This window comes from Pseudomonas sp. GM74 (genome assembly GCF_000282455.1).
In the GTDB taxonomy this organism is placed as follows: Bacteria; Pseudomonadota; Gammaproteobacteria; order Pseudomonadales; family Pseudomonadaceae; genus Aquipseudomonas.
Map to the genome: position 1 here is coordinate 128,197 of NZ_AKJG01000041.1, position 20,195 is coordinate 148,391.

Genomic DNA, 20,195 nt, shown 5'->3' on the forward strand with positions numbered 1-20,195 from the left:
GTGGGACATTTCCGAAATCCCTCGGACAGGCTACAGCGCCTTGCGGCGCTGCCTACAACTACTCCAGAATCCGCCGGCTTGTGCGCTTTGGGGGCCATCGATAACTTGATTCGCGTCACTGATCGTCAGTGATCGGGTTTAGCAGCCCGTAGCAAACCTAAGCGCATTTGCGCTCCTGATAGGCAGGTATGTCCATACCTGCCCTTGACGGTGGCTGTGCGCAGGGCGCCTTCGGGCGCGCCGGTTTTCGGTTTGTCCGGTCTGCTAACCTGCGTACAGCTGCCACCCTTATGATCAGCAACGATTCGGCGTGGCCGCCCACTTTCAGGACGCTGAATCATGACCAGTACAATCTTCCTCATCGCCCCCGACATCGACAACCACACCCTGCTGGAATACGCCTGCGTGTCGCTGGCCTCGGCAAACGTTATGGCGAGTGACTTCGCCAGAGACCTGAAGGGATCGCAGGGCCATACCCTGCTGGGCATCCAGCAGTCGATCATGCTGGGGGAAATGGCGGTGAATCGGGTGTTGGATAACCTTGATCCGCCCTGATAACTACATCGCACATCAAAAAGATCGCAGCCTTCGGCAGCTCCTACAGGTTTCTTGTAGGAGCTGCCGAAGGCTGCGATCTTTTGACGTTGCTTACGACCAGCGCTTGAAAATCAGCGAAGTATTCACCCCGCCAAACGCAAAGTTGTTGTTCATCACATACTGATTGCTCATCTGCCGAAACTCGCCGCGCAGGTAGTCGAGCTTGCCGCAGTGCGGGTCGACTTCGTCGAGGTTGAAGGTGTGGGCGTAGAGGTCGCGGTTCATCATTTCGATGCTGAACCAGGACTCCAGCGCACCGCAGGCGCCGAGTGTGTGGCCGAGGAAGCTTTTCTGCGAGCTGATCGGCATGTGTTCGCCGAACAGGCTGCTGGTGGCCAGGGTTTCGGCGATGTCGCCCTGTTCGGTGGCGGTGCCGTGGCCGTTGACGTAGCCGATGTCCGAAGGTTTCAGCCCGGCGTCTTCCAGGGCCAGTTCCATGGCCCGGCGCATGGTGATCTGTTCAGGACGGGTGGTGTGCTGGCCGTCGGCGTTGCTGCCAAAACCGACGATCTCGGCATGGATGCGCGCGCCACGGGCCAGGGCGTGTTCCAGTTCTTCGAGTACCAGCATGCCGCCGCCTTCGCCGATCACCAGGCCGTCGCGTGCGGTGTCGTAAGGGCGTGGGCTGCGTTGTGGGGTGTCGTTTTTCAGGCTGGTGGCGTAGAGCGCATCGAAGACCATGGCTTCAGTCGGGCACAGCTCCTCGGCGCCGCCTGCGAGCATCAGCGGCAGGCGCCCGAACTTGATGGCCTCGTAGGCATAGCCGATGCCCTGGCTGCCGCTGGTGCAGGCGCTGGAGGTGGGAATCAGGCGACCGGTGAGGCCGAAGAAGATGCTGATGTTCGCCGCGGTGGTGTGCGGCATCATGCGCACGTAGGAGTTGGCGTTCAGACCCTCGGCCACCGAGTTGAGCAGCATGTTGCCGAATGCCTTGATCTCGTCGGTGCTGCCAGTGGAAGAGCCGCAAGCAACGCCCATGCGCCCGTCCTTGATCGATTCGTCGCCCAACAGGCCGGCGTCGGCCAACGCTTGCTCGGCGGCGCCCACGGCAAGCCGCGAGACCCGGCCCATGCTGCGCAGTTGCTTGCGGGTCCAGTGGCTCGGCACCTTGAAGTCATCGATAGGGCCCGCCAGGCGCGTGTTGAGCTCGGTAAAACGATCCCACTCGTCCATCCGGCGGATGCCGCTGCGGTTGGCCGCGAAGTTGCCGGCGATGGTGTCCCAGTCGCTGCCCAGTGAGGTGATGCCGGCCATGCCGGTGACGACGACGCGCTTCATCAGCACAGGCCTCCGTTGACGGCCAGAACCTGCCGGGTGATGTACGAGGCTTCCGCCGACATCAGGAAATTCACCGCGCCGGCCACCTCTTCAGGGGTGCCCATGCGTTGTGCGGGGATCATTTTCATCAGTTCTTCCACCGGCACGTTTTCATCGAGCATGGCCGTGTCGATCAGGCCGGGGGCGACACAGTTAACGGTGATTTTGCGCTTGCCCAGCTCGATCGCCAATGCCTTGGCCGCGCCGATCAGCCCGGCCTTGGAAGCACTGTAGTTGACCTGGCCACGGTTGCCGATCAGTCCCGATACCGAGGTGATGCAGACAATCCGCCCGGCGGCGCGACGCCGGATCATCGGCATCATCACCGGGTGCAGCACGTTGTAGAAGCCGTCGAGGTTGGTGCGCATCACCTCATCCCAATCGTCCTCGCTCAGGGCCGGAAAGGCGCCGTCGCGGGTCAGGCCGGCATTGAGCACCACACCGTAATAGGCACCGTGGGTTTCCACGTCGGCTTCGAGAACTTCCTTGCAGCGGGCGCGGTCGGCCACATCGAACTGCAGGATTCGCGCACGACGGCCCAAGGCTTCGACTTCGGCCTTGACGGCTTCGGCGTCGGCCAGGCCGCTGCGGCAATGCAACACGATGTCGTGCCCGGCCTGGGCCAGGCGCAAGGCGATGGCGCGGCCGATGCCACGGCTGGAACCGGTGACCAGTACGGATTCAGTCATCACTGGACTCCTTCGGGTTCATGGAGATATTGAGCGGCCTGGGGTGGGCGGAACACGTTCAGACGAGCGGTGACGTGTATGCCGGGGGCGTTGATGTGGCATTCGAACACGCCCATGCCGTTTTCGTCTTCCAGGGAGCGAATCCCGTGGATGGTCAACTCTGTGCCGGCCGGAAAACTTTCAACGTTGCATTCGAATTTACGGCTGCCGAGCAGGAAGCCCAACTCCACTTCATCACCGCGCTGGCGCGCATGGCAACCGGCGAAGGCGGCGACACTTTGCGCCATTAGTTCGATGCCGACCCACGCCGGCAGGCTGCCGTCGGGGAGATTGAACAGGCCATCGGGCTTGACGGTCAGGCGCGTGTGAATCTGCTCTTCATCGAACGCCAGGATCTGATCGATAAGGATCATGTCGCCAGCGTGGGGCAGCAGTTCGGCGAGCGGCCAGTCAATCATGGGGCGTCTCCGATTATCAGGCTGACGTTGTTGCCACCGAAGGCAAAGGAATTGCTCATCAGGTAGCGGGGTGCAATGGACGTCAGGCGAGTGGCCGGGGTCACCCATTGCAGCGGCGGCAGTTCGGGATCTGGTTGTCCGTCCCAGACGTGGGGCGGCAGGGCATGCCCGCGATTGTCCGGGCTCAGGCTCAACCAGCAGAACGCCGCTTCCAGCGCCCCGGCGGCGCCGAGGGTGTGGCCGGTCATGGGTTTGCTCGACGAACAGGGTACGCCGGCTGGGAACAGCGTTGCCACGGCCTGGCTTTCCATGGCGTCGTTGTGCTGGGTGGCGGTGCCGTGCAGGTTCAGATAAGCGATCTGCTCCGGTTGCAGATTGGCGCGGCCCAGGGCTTTGCGCATCGCTTGCAGGGCGCCACGACCGCTCGGCTCGGGGGCGGATATGTGATGCGCATCGGAGCTGGCGCCGCTGCCGAGCAAGGCAATCGCTTGGCTGTCGCCTGCACGCCTGGTCATCAGGAACAGCACCGCGGCTTCGCCAATATTGATGCCATTGCGGTTCACCGAAAACGGATTGCAGCGTTGTTCCGAGACCGCTTCGAGCGCGGAGAAACCGTTGAGGGTCAGCTTGCACAAGGTGTCGACACCGCCACACAGCACCGCGTCGCAAATGCCCAGGTCCAACAGACGCTGGGCGCTCATCAAGGCTCGGGCGCTGGAGGTGCAAGCCGTGGAAATGACATAGGCCGGCCCGCTCAATTGCAGCCATTCGGTGAGGAAGTTCGCCGGCGCCCCGAGTTCCTGTTGCTGATAGTCGTACTCGGCAGGGAACTGCTTTTCACGCAGGTAATGCGCCAGGCCCTGGCTGGCCTCGTCGATACCCGAGGTGCTGGTGCCGAGCACGACACCGATGCGGTCGCGGCCGTAAGTCTGGATGGCGCTGTCGATGTCCGGGCGGATTTGCAGCGTGGCTTCCAGCAACAGCTGATTGTTGCGACTGTGATGACGCGACATGTCGGCCGGAAGGGTTGCCAGGTTGCCCTGGACCGCACCGACCGGCAGCGTGCGTTGCGGTACCCAACCGGCTTGTTCGCGCATGCCGCCGCAGTCGCCGGCAAAAAGGTTGCGGGCAACTTCCTGCTTTTCGCGGCCCAGCGCGCAGACCAGTCCGAGGGCATTGAGGTAAGCCGTCATGGTGTTTCACCGCTCAGGGGGGTGACTTGATAGGTCGCACCGTTCGCAATCATCAATTCAAAATTCTGCGGTTGTGTGTAGCGGACGTCCCAGCGCTCGGGCAGGGACCGTTGTCTGCCGTGCTGCCAGGCGCCGGGATAGTTGGCCGCCAGTTCATCTTGCGGCGTCAGCGCAAACAGCAGCGCCGCGAACAGTTCCCGGGCTTGCGGGTTGGGTGGCAACAGGCCGTCGGCGTGCCAGGTTTTATCGTTCAATAGCTGGCGGGCCTGGGGAATGCCCAGCAGGTCCATCATCGACCAGCGAATGCCCGTTTCTTCATGCTGGATCACAAGCACCCAGTCCAGACGGTCGTCGGGCTTCAATAGCTGGATATGCAATTGCAGCGGCAACGGCAGATCCGGATTTTGTTCGGGCAATGGCGCCCGGCTGGTGCAGGCGCTCAGAAGCAGTGCCACGGCAAATAGCAGAAATCGCAACACACCGACTACCCCTGTGGGAGCGGCGGTGCGACGATTCGACTTGCTCGCGAAGGCGGTAGTGCTTTCAACACTGATGTCGGCTGACCCACCGCTTTCGCGAGCAAGTCGAATCGTCGCACCGCCGCTCCCACAGGTTTGGTGTTTCAAGCGGTTGGCAATGAACATCACACAGTTCCTTCAAAAGGTTTGCGCGCCACCACATTGACCAGGGTTTCTTCCCGCTGGCCAAAAGGTTTTGGCTTGCACACGCCCAAGTGTTCGAGCAGGCCGAAATCCTTGGCGCGACTCCACCACAGGTACGGATAAGACACGTTTTGCGCGCTAAATTCGAAGCCCTGCTGGCGAATCATTTGCAGGTACTGCGCCGCACTTTTCTGCACGTGCATCGGGTGGCGGAACAACCAGCGGATCACCCAGGTATCAATGTAAGCCTCGGTGGATTCGGCGAACAGCAGATAACCGCCGGGTTTGAGCACACGGTAGAACTCGGCCAGTGCCTGTTCCTGCTCCACCAGATGATGGAAGGTCTGGTGACAGAACAGCAGGTCGATACTGGCGTCCGGCAGATTCAGGCTGGCGCAGTCGCCGCCGATCAACTCAACTTCCATGCCCTGGCGGGCCGCTTCTGCGCGGCTCTGGTCCAGGCTCTGGGGATCAGCATCGACACCAATCAGACGACCGGGTGAAAAGGCCTGGCGCAGCAGCGGGAATGACTTGCCCTGGCCGCAACCGGCATCCAGCAGTACCGGGCTAACCGGTAGCGCTTCGCTGAACAGATTGCGCAAATCGTCGATCGCCAACCGCAGCACATAGTGTTGCCAGATCCGGCTGCGCAGGAACCACAACCCGAAACGGGTTTCTTCGACGTAGTGGTCGCTCAAGTAGTTCACGACGCGTCCCTTGCACAGAACTCCGATATCACCTTCAACCGGCGCCTGGCTTCGCTGACGAACGGGTTGCGTCGGTCCCAGGCGTATCCGGCAAGTATGGAGCTGATCATCCCGCGGATTTCCGGCGAGCTGCCTTCATGGAAAATCACGTCCTGGAAGGTCCCGGCGTACCAGCCTTCGACGTAGCAACGGAACGTGTCGACGCCGCGCTTGAGCGGTTCGGCGAACTCGGTTTGCCAGTCGACGGCTTCGCCTTGCAGCTGGCGGTGCAATACCCCGGCGGCCATGCTTGCCGAACGCATGGCGATGGTCACGCCGGAGGAAAACACCGGGTCGAGGAATTCCGCGGCATTGCCCAACAGCGCGAAGCCCGGACCGTGCAGGGTTTTGACGTTGGACGAGTAACCGCCGATGGTTCGGGCTGCGGTATCCCAGTGCGCGTTGGTCAACACGCCGGCCAGGCTTGGCGTCTCGGCGATAAAGTCGCGCAGGCACTGGTCCAGATTGTCGCTGCGGCCGGCGAAACGTTCCTCGGCGGCGACCACTCCGACCGAGCAGCGCCCGTTGCTAAACGGGATGGTCCAGAACCATACGTCGCGCAAGGTCGGATGAGTGGTCACGAGGATCTTGCTGCGGTCGAAGGCCGGGTGGTCGATACGGTCTTCGACGTGGGTGAACACGGCCTGGCGCACCGGGAAGTTCGACGGCGCCTCTAGGTCGAGCAAGCGCGGCAGTACACGGCCGTAGCCACTGGCATCGAGCAGGAAGCCGGCCTCGATGCGGTACTCGCTGCCGTCCTCGCGACGCACGCCGAGCTGCGGTTTTCCCGGGGCATTGTTGACGCTGACGATGGTTTCGCCATAGCGAATCTCCACGCCTTGCAGCGTGGCCTGGTCGGCCAGCAGCTTGTCGAAGTCGGCGCGCTGGACCTGAAAGGTCGTCGATTTGCCGTCGCTGAATGTCTCGCCGAAATCGAACGCGCTGTAGCGTTCGCCCCAGGCAAAGGCGGCGCCGGTTTTCAGCTGGAAGCCGGCGGCGTTGACGGCGTCGAGCATGCCCGCTTCTTCGACGAAATCCAGGCAATGGGCCAACAGGCTTTCACCGATTGAAAACCGTGGGAAACGCTGACGCTCGATCACCAGTACATCGTGTCCCTTGCGCTTGAGCAGCGCGGCGGCGATGGCACCGGATGGACCGGCGCCGATAACCACGACCTGGCGGCATTCCATTTCAACGGTTGGCATGAGGGCTCCTTGCCGGGACAGCGGCTTTCAGGGGGATTCGGTGCATGCCGGTCAGGGCCGGCAGCAGTGTAGCGATCAAGCCCATCAGCATCAGCGCAAAGTACAGCGGCGGGCTGATGAGTTGCTGTTGCAGCAACAGGTTGAGAAAGACGATCTCGCTCAAGCCGCGGATGTTCAGCAGCACACTTTCCCGCCAGCGGCTGGCGCCCTGGAACGAGGCCCCGGCCCAGCCGAGGCCGAGCCAGTTGCCCAGCAGTTTGCTCAGCATCGGCAACAGCAGCAGGGCGGCCAGTTGCACCCAGCCGAGGCTGTCCATCGCGCTGTGCACGTTGATCTGCACGATGCCGAACGTGAGGATCAACGGGATGGCGATGTACGTCTGCAAACGGCTCATCCAGATGGCCGGCAACGGCAGCACCAGGGGCGCTTTTAGCGCGGCCATGATCAACACATAGCCGATGCCGAAAATCAGCGCATTGAGCTTGAAGTGTTCGGCGACGACCAGCAGGGCGAAAAAGCTCAGGCTGTAGAGCCATGTCTGGCGCAAACCGAGCAACCGCAGCAGCACCGGCAGGCACGCGCCGGCCAGTGGCAGCAAGAGGCTGCTCAGGTGCAGGCTGCCCTGGGCGATGCCGAACAGTGTCCAGCAGGCGAGATCGATGAGGATCGCGGTTTGCACCAGTCGTCGGGTGGCGGCGGGTGGGTAATCGATGTGCCGCAGGTACAGGTACAACACCGGGATCGCGGTGATGGCGAACAACAGGCCGACGGCCAGCGAGCTGATCCACGGTTGCGCCGGCAACAACCAGACCGCCGTGGCCAGGCCGCTGGCAAATGGAATGCAAAAGCTGGGCAGGGCGATTTTCAGGCTTTGGCGATCCAGTTGCAGGTCGATCACATCGCTGAGGATGTATCCCAGCAACAGTGCAAAGCTCAGGCTGTAGAGGTTCTTCAGCCAGCCCGGCGACACCAGCAGCGCGCCGCTCAATTGCCATTGGGGCTCGATCCAGAAATACATCAACAGCGGCAAGCCGAGGGTCGCCAGCAACAACTGGCTGACGATGGGAATCAGGCCGAAATGCCGGCCGACACGGGTCGCCACCGCGAACAACACCAGCGCCATCGCCCAGAACAGAACGACCATCATGTTGCCCGCTCCACGGCCGTGGGCTCATGCACCTGGCGACCGGCCCACGGCGCGAGCAGGAAGCTGAAGATCAGGCCCAGGCTCACCGACAGTCCGAAGTTGCTCACCGCCGGGGTGCTCGACACCGCCAGCAGCCCGAACGACAGCCAGGTGGTCAACGCCGCCAGCAGGGTGCCCAGCAGGCTCACGGCCGCGCCGCCGACCTGTTCGCGCATCAGGATTGCGTAATCGACGCTGATCGCCGTTACCAGCAGCAGGCCGAACAGGCTGAACAGGGTCAACGGCTGCCCCAGCCAGCCGAGGCTGGCCAGGCTGCACAATGCCGCCAGCAGAGGCAGGGACACGATTCGCAACGCACCGCCGAGGCCGAACGGCAAGATCAGCACCAGCACGATCAACACGCAGGAGGCGAGTTTCAGTTTCGCGGCACTGATTTGGGTGGCCGCGAAGACGTTATTCAACTCACCCAGTCGATCCACCAGTGTCACGCCGGGTAAATCCTCACCCTGGAGCCGCAGCAGGGCCGGGTTGTTGATGCCTTGCAGGCTGACCATCGCCGCCACGCCGTCATCGGTCGGCCCCAGCCACAGGGGCCGGTAGGGTTCTGCCAACGGGCCGCTGAGCGCTGCGTCGATGTCTACGGTCGGCAGTGCCTGTAACTTCGTCAACTCGGCTTGCAGCGCCTCGGCCGGTACGCCGATGTCGAGCAAGGGTTGCCAGAACGAAGGCAGTTTGTTCAGCGCTTCGCGCACCTGTTGCTGTTCGTTCGGCGGGCTGACCAGTTGATTGAGCGACAGATAACCCTGGAGTTTTTCCAGGCCAATCAATTGATCCAGCCGCTCTCTCAGGGCGGTCTGGCGTTCGAGCAGTTGCTGCTGATTGGCGGCGCGTATCAGGAAGAACTGGCTGGTGGGTTGATAGCCGGTGATCCGCGCAATGGTTTGGGCTGCCTCGGTCAACTGTGGCGGCGCGCTGATCCACTGGCGGATGTCGTTTTTGCTGCCCAGTTGCAACAGGCCGCCCACGCAAAAGGCGATCAGCAGCGCCAGCAAGACAGGCGTTTTCAGCTGTTTGAGCAGCGCTTCACGACAGCCCAGCAAAAGCTCGCAAACGCGCAATGGCCATTGCGCCGGGCGCAGGTCTACGCCCTTGAGCAATGCTGGCAGCAGGCACACGGCGGACAGATAGGCACCGAGCAAACCGGCGGCAGAGAACACGGCAATCTGGGTCAGCGCCGGGAAGGGTGTCCAGGCCAGGGCCAGGTAGCCGATACCGCTGGTGATCAGGCTCAGGGTCAAGCCAGGCAAGGTCAGGCGCAGGGCAGGCCAGCTGTGCCAGGGTCTCAGGCTCCAGCTTTTGGACAGGTAGTGCAGGGGGTAGTCGACCGCAACACCGATGAGGCTCGAACCCAGCACCAGGGTCATCACATGCATATGGCCAAACAGCGCTACGCAGGCCACCGCGCCGAAGAGCATGCCCACCAGCACCGGCACGAACGCCAGCAACACGCGCCAGCGCCGGAAGGCCAACAGCAGCAGCAACAAAATGCCGACGGTGGCACCGCCGCCGACCCAGGTCATCTCCCGGGCGGCCTGTTGTTGCCCGCTGGCTGCGTACAACAGGCCGCTGGCGGCGAGCAGTTGCACGTCGTGCTGCGCAGCCTCTTCGCGGCTGTGCTCGAGCAGGTCGGCCACTTGCAGCGGCAGGTTCATGTCGAAGGCGTTGCCGGTGGTGCGCGCGCGCAGCAGCACCCAGCTCTTGCCATCGGCATCGGCGACCAGGGCGCCGCTGCCGATGTCCAGTTGCACCGAACCGCGTTGCGGCTGGCTGTTCTGGATGCGCGCGGTCAGACCCAGCCAATCGTCCTGGCTCGGCACCAGGCTGTAACCGTTGAAAGGGTCGAACAACGCCTGCACCCGTTGCTGGATAAAGGTGTCGGGGTGCTCGATCAGCAGTCGTCGATCCGCCGCCTGGAGCATCGCCAGGCGACCTTGCAGCAATTGCGTGCGCAACGCCGGCAAGTCGGCTTGCAGGGTCCACTGGACCTTTTCGAACAAGCCGCTGGCCTGCCACTGCTCGCCGAGGGTTTGCGCCATGGCGACGGCCTGCTGGCGATCGGCGTGGCCGACCAGCACCAGCATTTCGCGATTCAGCGGTTCCTGCATGCGTTGTTCGGCGCGCAGTTCCAGGGCATCGGGCGCCGTGCCGGGCACCAGGTCCATCAGGTTGGCCGACAGCGGCGGGGCGTCACGCCATTGCCAACCGGCGAGCGTCAGTACTGCCAGCAGCAGGATCAGGAACAGCCGTGGCAACCACCGTTCACTCGGCAAAGTCATGTTGCTCCGCGTCGCTCAACGGTTGGGCGCTGGTGCTGTCCTGCATGCGCAACAACGTACTGTCGCCCTGGGTCTCGAGCAGTTCGATGCTGTGCACCAGATCTGCACCGGTAATGTTGATCTGATTGAACACCTGCTTGAGCAGCATCGAGCGCGGCAGCAGCGTGAGCTTCCAGTTCTGCGCGTCGCCGCTCAGGGACAGCTCGAAATCCCGTTGCAGGCCACTGCTGTCGCCTTGCAGCACAGCGAGGAACAAACGGTTCTGCTCGGCACCGGCGCTTTTGCCCGGCAGCATTTGCCAGACAATGCCGTCACGCCGGGCAATGCCTTTGGCGGTGATGCGATAGTCCTGTTGCAACGGTGTTTTGAGCAACCACAACAGGCCGTGGTTTTTCGCCAGGACGAACGTGCCCTTGCTGGTCAGCGGCTGGGGCAGGGCGCGCAGGTGTTTTTCCTGGATGAAGTTGCCGTGGATCACCTCGGGCCTGGCCAGTTGATCGCTGAGTTGCTGCAGGTCGAAGGCGTTGGCCAGCCCTGGAATGCCCAGTAACACACAGAACACTGTAGGAGCGAGCTTGCTCGCGAAAAACCTGAGGGCACCGCGGACTGTCAGGTGCCCAGTGTCATCGTTAACGACCATCGCGAGCAAGCCCGCTCCCACAGGGGAACGTGGATGGCAGAAAATCATGGCAGGGCCCTCTCTACCGCATCGGTGAACACCTTCGGCGAGGCCAGTTGCATCTCGCGGCTGGAGAGATCGACGGCGACTTGTACCGACATGGCCCGGGTCAGGCGCTCGCCGGTTTGCAGGTCGCTGATCAGGTAGTTGATCTTCAAGCGGTTCTCCCACTCCACCAGGTTGGCGCGCACGTTGAGTGTCTGGCCGAACACCGCGCCGCGCACGTAGCGCAATTGCAGGTCGATCACCGGCCACGCATAGCCGGACTCGTTCATCGCGGTGTAGTTGTGGCCGATCTTGTCCAGCAGCGCACAGCGGGCCACTTCCAGGTATTTGACGTAATGGCCGTGCCAGACCACGTGCATGCTGTCGACGTCAAAGAACGGTACGACGATTTCCGTGTCGGTGTAGAGAAATCCCTTGCTACGCATGCAGCCCCCAGTGTTGTTTGGCGATGCGTTGCAGGCACAGACGCAATTCGGCCTCCAGCGCGCGGTCTTCGATGACCGGTGGGAAGTCCTTGGTCAAGGCTTCATGCATGGCGGCCAAGGCGGGTGGCAGGGGGCGTGCATCTTCGGCCTGGCCACGCAGCCAGACGCCCTGGTTGGCCGCCAGTAGCGTGGCGGCCGCCACCTGTTCGGTGAGTTCCAATACGCGGATCGCATCACGGGCGGCGATGGTGCCCATGCTCACTTTGTCCTGGTTGTGGCATTCGGTGGAGCGCGAGAAGACGCTGGCCGGCATGGTGTTCTTCAGCGCTTCGGCGGTCCAGGCGCTGGTGCCGATCTGCACCGCCTTGAAGCCGTGGTTGAGCATGGCGCGGTCAGCCGTGGCGCCGGACAGGTTGCTCGGCAAGCCATGGTTGTAGCGCTCGTCCACCAGCAGCGCGAGTTGCCGATCCAGCAGGTCGGCGACGTTGGCCACGAGGTTTTTCAGGCTGTCCATGGCGAAGGCGATGTGCCCACCGTAGAAGTGCCCACCGTGCAGCACGCGCTCGGCTTCGGCGTCGATGATCGGGTTGTCGTTGGCGCTGTTGAGCTCGATTTCGATGAACGAGCGCAGCCAGTTCAGGCTGTCGGCCAGTACGCCCAGCACATGGGGGGCGCAACGCAGGGAATAGCGGTCTTGCAGGCGATGCAGCGGTGCGGTCGGCGCGTCGATGGCCAGATCCTGGCGTAACCAGGCGGCGACCTGCATCTGCCCCGGGTGTGGCTTGGCAGCGAACAGGCGCTCGTCGAAGTGCTCCGGGTTGCCTTGCAGGGCAACCACGTTCAGCGCGGTGATGCGTGTGGCCAGATGCAGCAGGTAATCGGCGCGGGCGTAGGCCAGGCAGGCGAGACCGGTCATCACCGCGGTGCCGTTCATCAGCGCCAGGGCTTCTTTCGGACGCAACACCAGTGGCTGCCAGCCGAGTTCGCGGTGCACATCGGCAGCCTGCCGGCGCTCGCCGCGGAACATCACCTCGCGTTCACCGGACAGCGTGGCGGCCACGTACGAAAGCGGCGTCAGGTCACCACTGGCGCCCACCGAACCTTCTTCTGGAATCAGCGGCAGGATGTCGTGCTCAAGGAACGCTTGCAGGCGCTCCAGCAGCTCCACGCGCACCCCGGAAACACCGTGGCACAGCGACTGCAAACGCGCCGCCAGCACCGCGCGGGTGGCCTGGGCGTCGAGCAGTTTGCCCAGGCCGCAGCCGTGGAAGGTGTACAGGTGACGGGGCAGCGCCTCGACGTGATGCAGCGGCACCGCGACCACGCAGGAATCGCCGTAACCGGTTGTCACGCCGTAGATCACGCCTTCCTTGTCCAGCAGAGAGTCCAGAAAACGCGCACCTTTGGCGATGCGCTCGCGGTAGGCGGGATCGCTTTGCAACTGCATAGGCACCTTGCGGTTGGCCAGTGCCAGCACGTCTTCAATGTGCAAAGGGCGTTCGCCGAAGATTACCGGCTCAAGCGTTGGCGTCGTCATCGGTCTTCCAGAAAGGGTAAAAGTTGAACCATTGTTGGGGCGCTTCGAGGCAATAGTGACCCAAGCGTTCGGCGTAGCGGGAGGCCCACTGATGAATGACCTGTTCGCGGTCGCTGCGCTTCCAGGTGATTGCCTCAGCGAAGGGTTCAATGGTCAGTCGATAGTCGCCGTCGGGCTTTTTCAGGCACAGCAGCAGGTTGACCGGGCACTTCAGCAGACCCGCCAGTAGCCACGGGCCCTGGGGGAACCTGGCCGGATGACCGAGGAAGTCCACGGTCGCGCAGCGTCCGCCATGCAACGGCACGCGGTCGCCGGCGATCGCCAGCCACTCGCCGCGCTCCAGGCGCTCGCTCAGTTGCAGCATGATCCCGGGGTCGAGCTCGCTGACCTGGATCAGGCGCAAATTGGTCGCCCCGGCTTCGCCCAGCAAACGGTTGAACTGTTCGGCGTGCTTGGTGTGCACCAGCACGTTCATCGTGACTTTCTCGCCGATCTCCGCCAGTGCGCGGCAGACTTCCAGATTACCCAGGTGTGCGCCCACCAGCATCTGCCCGCGGGCACCGCGCAACTGGTCACGCAGTAGCGCCGGGTCGATGATTTCGATTTGTTCGATGCTCAGCTTGCCGTTCCAGACGTCGAGTTTGTCGAGCATCGAATCGGCGAAGGCCATGAACTGGCCGAACACCCGCCAATGGCTCGGACGCAATTCGTTGCGACCGCTCCAGTCGGTCAGGCGTTGCTGGTATTGCCAGGCACTGTGTCGGGCGCTGCGACCGAACAGGAAGAAGTACAGGACGATGCCGTACAACACTGGGCTCAGTACTCGACGGCCCAGCACTTTGGCGCCGAAGGCGGTGAGCTTCATCAGCCAGAAACTGCCCCGTTCTTCGCGGTCGGCCCAATGCTGCTTGTCTGCGCTCATGCCCGCCACCGTCGCCAGAGGATCACTGGCGCACGCAGCAACATGCCGAAGAACAGCCGGGTATGCATGCTGGAAATCAGGACGTTGTCGTGGAACATCCGAAAATGCGAAACGCCGTCCAGCGGGTAGTGGACTTTGGTCTGCAGCCACTGCATCGGCTGATTGCGCCAGGCCAGGCGCACGAGGATGTCCGAGTCGAAGTCCATGCGTTTGCCGACTTTCGCTGACTCGATCAGCGCAAGGACCGGCGGTAATGGGTAGACCCGGAAACCGCACATGGAGTCGCGAATCTGCAACGACAGGGTGTTGATCCACACCATGACGTGAGTCAGGTAGCGCGCATACAAACGACCTTTCGGCACGCTGGCGTCATATTGCGGATAACCGCAAATCACCGCCCGAGGGTGGCGGCGTGATTGTTCGATGAAGCGTTGGACGTCCTGCAAATCGTGCTGGCCATCGGCATCCACCTGCAAGGCATGGCTGAAACCCAGGCGCGAAGCTTCGCGCAGACCGGTCATGACCGCGCCACCCTTGCCCTGGTTTTCGGCCAGGCGGATCAGGTAAACCATTTCACGCTGGGCCAGGCGATCGAGCACCCGGGCGCAGCGCGGGCTGCTGGCATCGTCCACCAGAATGCACGGCAGATGGCTGGCGATCAGCGCATCGACCACCGTGGTGATGGCTGTTTCGTGGTTGTACACCGGGACGATGGCGCAGGGGCTATGCATTGATTGAACTCCCTGCAAAACCCTTGTGGCGAGGGAGCTTGCTGTGGCGAGGGAGCTTGCTCCCGTTCGAGTGCGAAGCACTCGCCATGAAGCGCGTGCACAAAGGGTTTGGGGCCGCTTCGCAGCCCAGCGGGAGCAAGCTCCCTCGCCACAAATAGCCTATTTGCCACAGCTTATACATGCGCCGCCTCCAGCAAGATCCGCCCGCTTGAGCAAGTGGCGGTTTCGTTGCGATAGGCGAAATACAATTTGCCACGCGCCGGGTCGAAGCGCAGGTGCAGCTGGATTTCATCCCCCGGGCGCACCAGTTGCTGGAACTTCAAGACTTCCATGCCGGCGAATTTTTTCGGCAGGTTCATCAGTTGCTGGCCCAGGCTCAGCGCCCACTCCACCTGCACCACGCCAGGCAACACCGGGGCCTTGGGGAAATGACCGCTGAAATAGGCCAGGTCCGGTGGCACGGCCAGTTGCAGGCTCCACTCTCCATTGCTTTCGACTTGCTCCAGCACCTCAGGCGCTATGGGGCGCGGCGCCAGCAGCAGGGTGTCGACGTCGGCCTGGGGCAGTTTGCCCTGAGCGTTCAGCGGCAGTTGTCGCAGCAGGCGCCAGCGTCTTGGCAGGGCCAGGGCTTCGCAGTGTTGGCTCAGGTGCTGGCGCAATTGCTCGGTGAGGCTGCGTCGGCCCTGATTGCGTAGAACATGCAAACCAACCTCGCTCAGCACCAGCAAAGCCCCCAGGGAGGCGCGTTTTTCCTGAACGACACCGAGCCGCGCTTCGACGACCCATTCATGGGCCGTCAGCGCCTGTTCCAGCATTGGCAACGAGATGCGTTTTTCTTCCAGCTTGACGATCCGGTCCAGTCGCCCAAGCAACTCGAAGCGCCCGTCGACAGAGATGCGCGCGGCATCGGCAGTGTGTTCGACAAGGCCAATGGGCAAATACGGCGAAGCGATCAGCAGCGCACCCTCACTGTCTTGGGTCAGCGTGACATCGGCAAAGGGCTGCCAGAGTTCCGCGCCCTGACGCCAGGCGATGCCACCGGTTTCCGAACTGCCGAAGATTTCCGTTGGCCATTGCCCCAGACGCTCATGCAGGCTCTGTGCGGCCTCGACCGGCAATGCGCCGCCGGAGGAAAACACCCGACGTACGGAGCTCAAGGCAGGCCAGTCGAGGTTGTCGCCCATGCGCTTGAGCAGCGCCGGGCTGGCCACCCAGGCGAAGGCCGGGTGCTCGCGGCTGGCGCGTTGCAGGTCTTCCGGAAAGGCCAACTGCCGACGCAGGAACGGGCGTCCGGCGCACAGCGGCCACAGCACTCGAAACAGCAGGCCGTAGATGTGCTGGGTGGCGACGCTGCCAATGATGCACGCCGGGCCCAGGTCGGCGCCCCACAGCTGCTCCAGGGCTTCGACTTCATTGGCCAGTTGGCGCAGGTTTTTTTCGATGCGCTTGGGTTCGCCACTGGAGCCGGATGTGCACAGGCTGAGGCGGCAGTTATCCAGGTCCAGCGCGGCGGCACTGAGCGGCGGCTGTTGGAGGTCGCCAAGGTGCGCATCGTCGGGCTGATCGCTCAGCCACAGATCAACTTCGCCTGACCAGCGTTGGCGGGTCTGGGGTTGCAGGTCAGACGGCAGCAGCACACTGACCCCGGCACGCCAGGCGCCGAACAGGGCAATCGCCAGGTCGGCGGCATCCTCAAGGTGCACGGCCATCTGCCGGACACCCCGGGCTTGCAGGCCGGCGGCCAAGCGCAGCGCCTGTTCGCACAGTCGGGCGTGATCCAGTGCCGGGGCGGTCGTTACGGCGCGCTCCGGCTGAGCCTTGAGCAGCAGGTGCTCAAGTTTTATCCAATTCATGGGCGGCCTCGTACCCTTTGTCGTATGAGCCATTCAAGGGCAAACATCAGGCCTATCAATCCGTAGGAAATCAGGCCGGTGTACAGCGTCCACCAGCTCAGCGGCGCCCAAAGGGTCAGGGCGGCGGCACACAAACCGTTGCATAGAAAAAAAACGCTCCAGGCGATGGTCACCTGACGGGTATAGCGAATGCCCTCGGCCGGCAGTTGTGGCTCGCGTACCCGGGCCAGGCGTTCGATTATCGGTGGGCCGAATGCCAGGCTCGATCCGAACAGCACCAGCATGAAACTACTGATCAACACCGGATACCAACGCAGTAGCGCCGGGCTGTCGAACAGTGCCAGCAACAGGCAGAACACAATGGCCGCGGTGGCCATCCACAGGCTGCCAGGCCGTCGTTTGCCGGTCAGCGCCCGGGCCAGCCACAGCCCGCCCAGCAGCAGCCCGAACTGCCACGGGGCGAAATGCTCCATGCCGAAATACACCGCAAAGGGATACAAAAGGCCCGCCAGCAGCAGGCCGAGGCCAATCAGTCGATTCATGCGGCCGGTTGAACCAGACGGTAGACCGCCTCGACCACGTCACTGACGGTACGCACCGATTTGAATTCTTCGGCGGCGATTTTCTTGCCGGTCTGACGCTTGATGTGATCAATCAGGTCGACCGCGTCGATGCTGTCGATTTCCAGGTCCTGATACAGGTTGGATTCCAGGCTCACGCGCTCAGGGTCCAGTTCGAAAAGCTCGACCAAGGCATCGCGCAGGGTGTTGAAAATGTCGTCACGAGTTTGCATGGTCCGGTCTCAAGCTGCCTGTTTTGCGGTGACGAACGCCGCAAGGCTCGCCACGTTACTGAAGTGGTTGCGTGTGTCCTTGGCATCGGCGTCGATTTTGATGCCGTACTTTTTCTGGATGGCCAGGCCCAGTTCCAGGGCGTCCACCGAGTCCAGGCCCAGGCCTTCGCCGAACAGGGTCTGGTCATTGCCGATGTCGTCGGCACTGATGTCTTCCAGGCCAAGGGCGTCGATGATAAGCATTTTGATATCACGGTGCAGATCGCTCATCTTCGGCGAGCTCCTTAATAAAGTAAGAATGTAGATAATCGTTGAGCTTGCGCGAGGCCTGCGGAGCCGGCCCCTGCGTGGCGAAGGTCTGTGGGTCTATATCGGCCCCGACCCGGAAACTGAAGTGCACGCGCCGCTTGGGGATGCGATACCAGGGCTCGGCCTTGGTCAATGTGGTCGGGCTGACCTTGATAATGACCGGGGTGAGGATTTTCGCACCACGCAGGGCGATTGCCGCGCCGCCCCGATGAAAGGCCGGCGGCTGGCCGGGTCGGGTGCGCGTACCTTCCGGGAAAATGATCAGGGTCTGGCCGTCTTTCAGCGCGTCGGCGGCGGCGTCGAGCATGTCCATGCTGCCGTCGTTACTGATGTACTCGGTGCAGCGCAGCGGTCCGCGGGTGAAAGGGTTTTCCCAGAGACTTTGCTTGACCACGCAGTTGGCGTGACGCACCAGGCCGATCAGGAAGACCACGTCGATCAGCGATGGGTGATTGGCGATGATCATTTGCCCGGGACGACCGAGCTTTTGCGCGCCTTCAATGCTGTAGGTCAGCACCCCCGTACGGGCCATGAAGCGCACAAAAATCCAGAAACAGCGGCTGACCGTTTGCCGGGCCCGCAGCCGATGGGTCCGGGCGTCGCCGGGCAGGCAGTTCAGCACAGGGAAAATCACCAGGCGCAGGCACAGCCCGCCCAGCCCGAACAGGGCAAAGCTCGCGGCGGTGGCCAGCAAACGCCAGTAGTAGGCGTCGCGGTTTTTTTCGGTCACAGGTTGCGTTGCCAGGTCCATACACGATTTTTCCAGGCATGTTGGCAGGTGGTTTGCTGGCCGAGCAACGCACACAACAGATTCAGCGCGTGGGGCCAACGGGAGTTGGACAACGCATCCGAGGGGCTGTTCAGGGACAACTGCCAGTCGGTACCTGGGGTAATCAGCAGGCCGACGGCATAAGGGAACGGCACGTCGTCGATCCAGGTCGAGTAAGCCTCGGGCGGCCGCTCTTCGGTGATCACCAGCAGTACCGCGCCAGCGCCTTCAGCCAGCAGCGCGGCAGCTTCGAGCATGCCATGTTCCAGGCCATCGCCTGCGGCGGCCAGGGCGGTCATTTCGCTGGTTTCACCACGCATGATCGACCACAAGCCAATGATTGCGTTATGCACCGACAAGCTGAACCGGGTTGGCGACAGCGGCTGATCGGTGGCCAGGTCGCTGAGAATCTCGACCGTGCGGGGCGTTTCGCCGTGACGGGAAACAAAGACCAATGGCAGATCCTGCCGACCTTCGGCCAATGGCCAGCCGACACTGAATGCCATGCGCGCCAGACGGCTGAGCCGCCGACGTTGCATGGCCGGCAGAAAGGAAACGTCGGGAGCGGCATCGCTGTCCGGCAGCACGACCGGTTGTCGGCACCAGGCCTGCCAGTCGGACACGCTATCAAGCCCCGGGGCCCAGGCGCGCCATTGGGCGATGTTGAAGTTGATCACAGACATTCATCCCACCCTCACGGGCTTACTTGACGCGGGGGAGCGGCCGATGGCCGAGACTTACCCTGCGTGGCGTTTGGCGCCGAGTGGCGCGCATTATCCCGGTGCCGGGAACGTGTAGCAAATGCTGGATACATTCTGCTCGGCAAGATGAAGCGGCTGGCTCTCAAAATTTGAACGATTGGTAATTATTCACAGAATTATGACTCCGTCTGTCGGTTCTGGCGTCGAATCGCCGGGGTGTACAGGGCTTTTCAAGCAGGAGAAGACAACTGACTGTGTAGTCCTTGCACTGGTGAGGTAGCGTAGCCATACCGTGGCCCACTACACTCGGTCATTCTTTGATACACGGAGGTTTTGTCATGCGGCGCGTGGTGTTCAATCAGAAAGGTGGCGTTGGCAAATCCAGCATTGCCTGCAATCTGGCGGCGGTCAGTGCCAGCGAGGGTTTTCGCACCTTGTTGGTGGATCTCGATGCCCAGGCCAACTCCACTCAGTACCTGACGGGGCTCACCGGTAACGATATTCCGATGGGCATCGCCGATTTCTTCAAGCAGACGCTGTCTTCCGGGCCGTTCTCCAAAAAGAATCAGGTCGACATCTACGAAACCCCGTTCGATAACCTCCATGTCATTACCGCCACCGCCGAACTGGCGGACTTGCAGCCAAAGCTTGAAGCCAAGCACAAGATCAACAAGCTGCGTAAGTTGCTGGAAGAACTGAGCGAAGACTACGACCGGATTTACCTCGATACCCCGCCAGCGCTGAATTTTTATGCGGTTTCGGCGTTGATTGCCGCTGATCGTGTATTGATCCCCTTCGATTGCGACAGCTTTTCACGCCAGGCGCTGTACGGCCTGATGGCGGAAATCGAAGAGTTGAAGGACGACCATAACGAAGGCCTGGAAGTTGAAGGCATCGTCGTCAACCAGTTCCAGGCCCGCGCCAGCCTGCCCCAGCAAATTCTCGATGAGCTGATCGCCGAAGGCCTGCCGGTGCTGCCGGTGTACCTGGCCAGCTCGGTACGCATGCGTGAATCCCACCAGGCCAATACGCCGCTGATCCATCTCGACCCGCGGCACAAGCTGACCCAGCAATTCGTCGAGCTGCATAACCTCCTGGAAAACGCCTGATTCTGGCTGCC

Annotated in this window: 22 protein-coding genes; 2 read left to right on the forward strand and 20 right to left on the reverse strand. The window is 62.4% G+C overall.

The genetic code is table 11. The annotated features are described in order from the left end of the window. Window positions 1-339: 339 nt before the first annotated feature. Entirely contained in the window at window positions 340-555 is a 216-nt protein-coding gene (locus tag PMI34_RS20555) for a DUF6124 family protein (RefSeq protein WP_008047892.1), read from the forward strand. Window positions 556-648: 93 nt separating this feature from the next. Here the strand turns inward: PMI34_RS20555 and PMI34_RS20550 are convergent, their stop codons facing one another. The 20 genes from PMI34_RS20550 to PMI34_RS20460 form a co-directional block, all read right to left on the reverse strand. Beyond that, window positions 649-1,875 (reverse strand): beta-ketoacyl-ACP synthase, encoded by a 1,227-nt coding sequence (locus PMI34_RS20550; protein ID WP_008047894.1) that lies wholly within the window; start codon window positions 1,873-1,875, stop codon window positions 649-651. Beyond that, window positions 1,875-2,603 (reverse strand): 3-oxoacyl-ACP reductase FabG, encoded by a 729-nt coding sequence (gene fabG / locus PMI34_RS20545; RefSeq protein WP_008047897.1) that lies wholly within the window; start codon window positions 2,601-2,603, stop codon window positions 1,875-1,877. The genes PMI34_RS20550 and fabG overlap by 1 nt, the downstream gene beginning before the upstream one ends. Continuing rightward, window positions 2,603-3,061, reverse strand: a complete 459-nt coding sequence (locus PMI34_RS20540) for a hotdog family protein (protein WP_008047899.1) — start codon at window positions 3,059-3,061, stop codon at window positions 2,603-2,605. The genes fabG and PMI34_RS20540 overlap by 1 nt, the downstream gene beginning before the upstream one ends. Continuing rightward, window positions 3,058-4,254: a beta-ketoacyl-[acyl-carrier-protein] synthase family protein gene (locus tag PMI34_RS20535; protein ID WP_008047901.1), complete on the reverse strand. Its 1,197-nt coding sequence runs from the start codon at window positions 4,252-4,254 to the stop codon at window positions 3,058-3,060. The genes PMI34_RS20540 and PMI34_RS20535 overlap by 4 nt, the downstream gene beginning before the upstream one ends. Next, window positions 4,251-4,898, reverse strand: coding sequence for a hypothetical protein (locus PMI34_RS0127130; protein ID WP_008047903.1), 648 nt, complete (start codon window positions 4,896-4,898; stop codon window positions 4,251-4,253). Before PMI34_RS0127130 ends, PMI34_RS20535 begins: the two co-directional genes overlap by 4 nt. After that, window positions 4,898-5,623 carry a class I SAM-dependent methyltransferase gene (locus PMI34_RS20530; protein WP_008047905.1) on the reverse strand — a complete coding sequence of 242 codons (726 nt, stop codon included), beginning with the start codon at window positions 5,621-5,623 and terminating at the stop codon, window positions 4,898-4,900. The genes PMI34_RS0127130 and PMI34_RS20530 overlap by 1 nt, the downstream gene beginning before the upstream one ends. Beyond that, window positions 5,620-6,867 (reverse strand): NAD(P)/FAD-dependent oxidoreductase, encoded by a 1,248-nt coding sequence (locus PMI34_RS20525; protein ID WP_008047909.1) that lies wholly within the window; start codon window positions 6,865-6,867, stop codon window positions 5,620-5,622. The genes PMI34_RS20530 and PMI34_RS20525 overlap by 4 nt, the downstream gene beginning before the upstream one ends. Continuing rightward, complete coding sequence (locus PMI34_RS20520) at window positions 6,854-8,014, reverse strand: hypothetical protein (protein ID WP_008047911.1); 1,161 nt, start codon at window positions 8,012-8,014, stop codon at window positions 6,854-6,856. Before PMI34_RS20520 ends, PMI34_RS20525 begins: the two co-directional genes overlap by 14 nt. Then, window positions 8,011-10,350: an MMPL family transporter gene (locus PMI34_RS20515; protein ID WP_008047913.1), complete on the reverse strand. Its 2,340-nt coding sequence runs from the start codon at window positions 10,348-10,350 to the stop codon at window positions 8,011-8,013. Before PMI34_RS20515 ends, PMI34_RS20520 begins: the two co-directional genes overlap by 4 nt. Beyond that, a complete protein-coding gene (locus PMI34_RS20510; RefSeq protein WP_008047915.1) occupies window positions 10,334-11,038 on the reverse strand; it encodes an outer membrane lipoprotein carrier protein LolA in 705 nt (234 codons plus the stop codon). The genes PMI34_RS20515 and PMI34_RS20510 overlap by 17 nt, the downstream gene beginning before the upstream one ends. Next, window positions 11,035-11,460, reverse strand: coding sequence for an acyl-CoA thioesterase (locus tag PMI34_RS20505; protein ID WP_008047917.1), 426 nt, complete (start codon window positions 11,458-11,460; stop codon window positions 11,035-11,037). Before PMI34_RS20505 ends, PMI34_RS20510 begins: the two co-directional genes overlap by 4 nt. Beyond that, a complete protein-coding gene (locus PMI34_RS20500) occupies window positions 11,453-12,997 on the reverse strand; it encodes an HAL/PAL/TAL family ammonia-lyase (RefSeq protein ID WP_008047919.1) in 1,545 nt (514 codons plus the stop codon). Before PMI34_RS20500 ends, PMI34_RS20505 begins: the two co-directional genes overlap by 8 nt. Further along, window positions 12,978-13,919, reverse strand: coding sequence for an LpxL/LpxP family acyltransferase (locus PMI34_RS20495; protein ID WP_008047921.1), 942 nt, complete (start codon window positions 13,917-13,919; stop codon window positions 12,978-12,980). The genes PMI34_RS20500 and PMI34_RS20495 overlap by 20 nt, the downstream gene beginning before the upstream one ends. Further along, a complete protein-coding gene (locus tag PMI34_RS20490; protein WP_008047923.1) occupies window positions 13,916-14,650 on the reverse strand; it encodes a glycosyltransferase family 2 protein in 735 nt (244 codons plus the stop codon). The genes PMI34_RS20495 and PMI34_RS20490 overlap by 4 nt, the downstream gene beginning before the upstream one ends. Window positions 14,651-14,823: 173 nt before the next feature. Beyond that, a complete protein-coding gene (locus PMI34_RS20485; protein ID WP_008047925.1) occupies window positions 14,824-16,503 on the reverse strand; it encodes an acyl-CoA synthetase family protein in 1,680 nt (559 codons plus the stop codon). Continuing rightward, window positions 16,500-17,045, reverse strand: a complete 546-nt coding sequence (locus PMI34_RS20480) for a hypothetical protein (RefSeq protein WP_008047928.1) — start codon at window positions 17,043-17,045, stop codon at window positions 16,500-16,502. The genes PMI34_RS20485 and PMI34_RS20480 overlap by 4 nt, the downstream gene beginning before the upstream one ends. Continuing rightward, window positions 17,042-17,296 carry an acyl carrier protein gene (locus PMI34_RS20475; RefSeq protein WP_007992314.1) on the reverse strand — a complete coding sequence of 85 codons (255 nt, stop codon included), beginning with the start codon at window positions 17,294-17,296 and terminating at the stop codon, window positions 17,042-17,044. The genes PMI34_RS20480 and PMI34_RS20475 overlap by 4 nt, the downstream gene beginning before the upstream one ends. Before the next feature lie 9 nt (window positions 17,297-17,305). After that, window positions 17,306-17,566, reverse strand: a complete 261-nt coding sequence (locus PMI34_RS20470; protein WP_008047930.1) for a phosphopantetheine-binding protein — start codon at window positions 17,564-17,566, stop codon at window positions 17,306-17,308. Beyond that, on the reverse strand, window positions 17,547-18,356 hold the full coding sequence (locus PMI34_RS20465; protein WP_008047932.1) for a lysophospholipid acyltransferase family protein: 810 nt from the start codon (window positions 18,354-18,356) through the stop codon (window positions 17,547-17,549). The genes PMI34_RS20470 and PMI34_RS20465 overlap by 20 nt, the downstream gene beginning before the upstream one ends. After that, entirely contained in the window at window positions 18,332-19,057 is a 726-nt protein-coding gene (locus PMI34_RS20460) for a beta-ketoacyl synthase chain length factor (RefSeq protein ID WP_008047934.1), read from the reverse strand. Before PMI34_RS20460 ends, PMI34_RS20465 begins: the two co-directional genes overlap by 25 nt. A 356-nt stretch (window positions 19,058-19,413) precedes the next feature. Between PMI34_RS20460 and PMI34_RS20455 the strand changes: the two genes are divergently transcribed. Then, window positions 19,414-20,184: a ParA family protein gene (locus tag PMI34_RS20455; RefSeq protein WP_008016979.1), complete on the forward strand. Its 771-nt coding sequence runs from the start codon at window positions 19,414-19,416 to the stop codon at window positions 20,182-20,184. Window positions 20,185-20,195: the final 11 nt, after the last annotated feature.